This is a genomic window from Bradyrhizobium sp. (assembly GCF_049691595.1).
Classification (GTDB): Bacteria; Pseudomonadota; Alphaproteobacteria; order Rhizobiales; family Xanthobacteraceae; genus Bradyrhizobium.
Map to the genome: position 1 here is coordinate 1 of NZ_JBAVNZ010000530.1, position 4262 is coordinate 4262.

Consider the following 4262-nt stretch of genomic DNA (forward strand, 5'->3'; position numbering starts at 1 on the left):
GCCCATCACCACGGGCTTGTCCAGCTTCAGCGCCTGGCAGAAGGCGCGGATCGTCGCGGTGTAGCGCGCGGTGGTGAGCCGGTATTCTTCCCCGCTCCAGCTTGCGGGCGGATTCGATTTGCCATGCCAGGGCATGTCAAACGCGATGATGCGAAAATTCTTCGCGAACGCCTGGTCGGCGAGCAGATGCCGCCACTGCCGCCCGTCGGAGCCCGCGGTGTGCAGACACACCAGCGGAATGCCGGTGCCGTTTTCATCGAAATAGATGCGGTGCGCCTCGCCATCGATCTCGACATGGACGTAGCGGCCGACCGCCGCCTCGATATGACCGCTCATGACGGCACCGCTGCGAATTGGTGCCTTGGCAGCGCCAGCAGATCCTTGAAGTACTGCAGATGCGCCATGAACGGATGCAGATCGCCCTCCAGCACCGCCTCCCCGCGTTTGGTCAATGCCAGCAGGTCGTGCCAGCCCGGTTTTGGTACGCCCTGCCAGTATTCTGTCCAGGCTGCGGTCGACGCGCAGTATGAAAATCGCCAGGATCGCATCAACGCCGGTGCGGGCGCGAGGTCGGCGATCCGCCCGGCCCGGATCGAGACGTGAAACGGATGATCCATCGGCCCGAGCCGACACTCGCAATCGAGAAACCGGCCGCGCGCAACCAGCCCCGGCGTCCGTTCGAGGAGCGCGGGAATGCCGGCAAACGCCTTGATCACGGCGGCGGCACTGGCATTCGAAGGTTGCGTGATGCGGTTCAAGCAGGCGTCCTGCGATGCCGTCATTGGCAAATCAACGGATAAGGACTTCCGATCTGACCTATGATGGCCTGAAGCCCCTGTCATCGCAAGGCACGTTTGCAGGGCACCATCCGGTCGCGCTGTGGTGTCATCAATCCGATCGCGTTCTGCATCGTTCAATTGGGGGAGGCGCGCGGCATCTCGCCGAGATCCCAGAACAGACCGGCCATGATCGCCAGCGCTTCCTCGGAAACCGAGAGAAGAATGTGTTCGTCGGGCGCGTGCTGCGAGCAGCCGGGATAGGAATGCGGCACCCATATCGTCGGCAGGCCGAGCCCATCGGCAAACACATCGTTCGGCAGCGAGCCGCCGAAATTCGGCAGGATCGCCGGCGCCTTGCCGGTGGTCTGGCGGATCGACTCCGCCGTCCAGTTGACCCATGGACTGTCGAAATCGGTGCGCGAGGCGGCAAAGCTCTGCGCCGCGCTGACCTCGACCATCGAAAAACCCCGGGCATGCAGATGCGCCCTCACGGCATCGACGACTTCCAGATATTTCGTGCCGACGACGAAGCGAAGCTGCAAAACCGCCTGCGCCTTTCCCGGAATCGCGTTGGCGGGTTTTTCGATGTTGCCCGACGACATCGCCAGCACTTCCAGCGTGTTCCAGGCATAGAGCCGCTCGGCCGCCGACAGGCCTTCCTCGCCCCAGCCAGGAGACAGCGCCGGCTCATCGGCCATCGGCTCGATCTTGACATCGGCAAGCACAGCGCGGATCTGGTTCGAAAGGCGCGGCGGCTTCAGTTGCTCCAGTTGCAGCCGTCCGTTGGCATCGACCAGCGCGGCGATGGCGCTGGCCAGGATGGTCGCCGGATTGGCCAGCACGCCGCCCCAATTGCCGGAATGATGCGAGCCGTCGCGCAGGTTGACGTCGAGATGAATTCGGATGCCGCCGCGGCAGCCGAGGAATATCGTGGGACGATCGGCGGAAAGCCGTGGCCCGTCGGATGCCAGAAACAGATCGGCGGCCAGTTCATCGCGCAAGGACTCGCAGACCTGCCGCAAATCGGGCGAGCCGATCTCCTCGCCGGTCTCGATGATGAATTTGGCGTTGAAGCCGAGTTTTCCGCCGCGCGCCTCGCGAACGGCGGCAAGCGCGGACAGGTTGATGCTGTGCTGTCCCTTGTTGTCGGCGGTGCCACGGCCATAGACGCGATCGCCCCTGGTCGTTGTCTGCCACGGATCGAGATTGTCCCGCCATTGCCCGGCCATGCCGTCGACGACATCGCCGTGGCCGTAGCTGAGAAGGGTCGGGCGCGCGGCGTCCTCGCGGTAATGCGCCAGCAGGAAGGGGCCCTTGCCGGTCGGCGACTCGATCAATCTGGTCATGAAGTCGAGCGCGGAAAATGCCGGCCTGAGCTCGTCCTCGAGATAGGCGCGCAACGCGTCGCGCCGGTTGGCGTTCTGGCTTTCGGTCTGATATCCGACCCTGCGGCCGAGCTCGGCGAGAAATTCGCCGGAATGAAGCTGCGCTCGCGCTTTCGCAATCGCGTCGGCTCTTGTCGCCATCGTCTTCCTTTCGCGGTTGCGAATGTGCGATGCTCCAACGTATCGAGATACGACGGCGGCTGGAAGTGCCATGACGTCCGCCGAATTGGCCTTGCTAAAATCCGCCGAAATGCCCAACAATTTCGGACAAGAGCCCGGCATCCGACCGGGCGATATCCGGGAGGCCCTCGATGAAAACGATCCTGCGCGCGTCTGCGATCTGCCTGCTGTTTGCCGGTTCCGCGCTGGCATTGACCGGCGAACGCATGGCGGAAATACCGCTCGACAAGATGACGGCGGCCCAGCGCGCCGTCGCGGATGCCATCATGTCCGGACCGAGGCAAGGATTGAGGGGCCCGTTCAACGCCTGGCTGCGCAGTCCGGAACTGGCGGATCGGCTGCAGAAGGTCGGCGAATATCTCCGTTTCAACACTTCGCTCGACAAGCGCGTCAACGAGATGGCGATCCTCATGACCGCGCAGTTCTGGGGCTCGCAATATGAGTGGTACGCCCACGCGCCGCTGGCGCTCAAGGCCGGTCTTGATCCCGCCATCGTCGCCGCGATCGGCGCCGGGCGCAAACCCGACAACATGAAGGACGACGAAGCCATCGTCTGGGAGTTCACCACGCAGCTGCGCCGCGACCACGGCGTCGATGACGCGATCTACGCCAAGGCCGTCGACAAATTCGGCGAACAGGGCGTCATGGACCTGATCGGGGTCAACGGCTATTACGACGTGGTGTCGATGACGCTGAACGTCGCGCGCGTCGCGCCGCCCGCCGGCGAGCAGTTGCCCTTCAAGCAGGCCGGGCGATAGGCTCGTGTTTCCAACATTGCCGCGCGGCGATAGCGCCGCGCATGAAGGTTGCTCGAGATGAAGAAAGAAATCCGGCTCAACGCCTTTGCCATGAACTGCGTGGCGCACCAGTCGCCGGGACTGTGGACCCATCCGCGCGACCGCACCATCGACTATAACCGGCTGCCGTACTGGCTCGATCTCGCCAGGACGCTGGAACGCGGACGGTTCGACGGCCTGTTTCTGGCCGACGTGCTCGGCGTCTATGACGTGTTCGGCTCGAGCCCGGACGCGGCGCTGCGCAACGCCACGCAGACGCCCGCCAACGAGCCGCTGATGCTGATCCCGGCGATGGCGGCGGTGACCGAACATCTCGGCTTTGGCGTCACCAGCAATCTGTCGTTCGAGCCGCCCTATACGTTCGCGCGGCGGATGTCGACGCTGGACCATCTGACCGAGGGCCGGGTCGGCTGGAACGTGGTGACCGGCTATCTCGACAGCGCCGCCCGCGGCGCCGGCAAGGACAGGCAAACCGCCCATGACGACCGCTACGACATCGCCGATGAATATATGGAGCTGGTCTACAAGCTCTGGGAAGCAAGCTGGGAGGACGATGCGGTGCTGCGCGACCGCGCGCGCGGCATCTTTGCCGATCCTGCCAAGGTGCATCGCATCGAGCATGAGGGCGATAACTACCGGCTCAACGCCATTCATTTGAGCGAGCCGTCGCCGCAGCGCACCCCGGTGCTCTACCAGGCCGGCACCTCGCCGCGCGGACGGCAGTTCGCCGCCGAACACGCCGAATGCGTGTTCATGTCGGGACCATCGGCCAGGATCATCGCGCCGCGGGTCGCCGCGATTCGTGAACTCGCCGCGAAGGCCGGGCGCAACCCGGCTGAAATCCTGATGTTCAGCATGTTCACCATCATACTCGGCCGCACCGAGGCCGAGGCGGCCGCGAAATACGCCGACTACATCAGTCACATCAGCGCCGAGGGCGCGCTGACGCTGATGTCGGGCTGGACCGGCGTCGATTTCTCGACCTACGATCTCGACCAGCAGGTCCGCCACGTCCAGAACGATGCCGGCCGCACCGCGATGGACAACATCACCCGCGCCGATCCGGACCGGGTCTGGACCGTGCGCGAGGTCGCCGAACATGTCGGCATCGGCGGCATCGG

At 64.5% G+C, this 4262-nt stretch carries 5 protein-coding genes; 2 read left to right on the forward strand and 3 right to left on the reverse strand.

Annotated elements, in window-relative coordinates; translation table 11 throughout:
* From WCE35_RS21440 to WCE35_RS21450, 3 genes are all read right to left on the reverse strand, one after another.
* Nucleotides 1-336 (reverse strand): alpha/beta fold hydrolase (locus WCE35_RS21440; protein WP_424595320.1); only part of this gene is annotated, 336 nt, incomplete at its 3' end.
* The gene (locus WCE35_RS21445) at nt 333-782 is read right to left on the reverse strand and encodes a hypothetical protein (protein WP_424595321.1); all 450 of its coding nucleotides are present in this window, start codon (nt 780-782) and stop codon (nt 333-335) included. The genes WCE35_RS21445 and WCE35_RS21440, both read right to left, overlap by 4 nt.
* Nucleotides 783-913: 131 nt before the next feature.
* Nucleotides 914-2305 (reverse strand): M20 family metallopeptidase, encoded by a 1392-nt coding sequence (locus tag WCE35_RS21450; RefSeq protein WP_424595322.1) that lies wholly within the window; start codon nt 2303-2305, stop codon nt 914-916.
* Between the two features lie 170 nt (nt 2306-2475).
* On the opposite strand from WCE35_RS21450, the gene WCE35_RS21455 reads away from it, so the two are divergent.
* Both WCE35_RS21455 and WCE35_RS21460 read left to right on the forward strand, forming a co-directional pair.
* Nucleotides 2476-3102, forward strand: a complete 627-nt coding sequence (locus WCE35_RS21455; protein ID WP_424595323.1) for a carboxymuconolactone decarboxylase family protein — start codon at nt 2476-2478, stop codon at nt 3100-3102.
* Nucleotides 3103-3159: 57 nt separating this feature from the next.
* Nucleotides 3160-4262, forward strand: a 1103-nt coding sequence (locus tag WCE35_RS21460; protein WP_424595324.1) for an LLM class flavin-dependent oxidoreductase, incomplete at its 3' end; no start/stop codon positions are given.

What these genes read in the sequence shown, in the direction of transcription:
- WCE35_RS21445 (WP_424595321.1), bottom strand. Translation starts at nt 782, where the DNA reads ATGACGGCATCGCAGGACGCCTGCTTGAACCGCATCACGCAACCTTCG.
- WCE35_RS21450 (WP_424595322.1), bottom strand. Translation starts at nt 2,305, where the DNA reads ATGGCGACAAGAGCCGACGCGATTGCGAAAGCGCGAGCGCAGCTTCAT.
- WCE35_RS21455 (WP_424595323.1), top strand. Translation starts at nt 2,476, where the DNA reads ATGAAAACGATCCTGCGCGCGTCTGCGATCTGCCTGCTGTTTGCCGGT.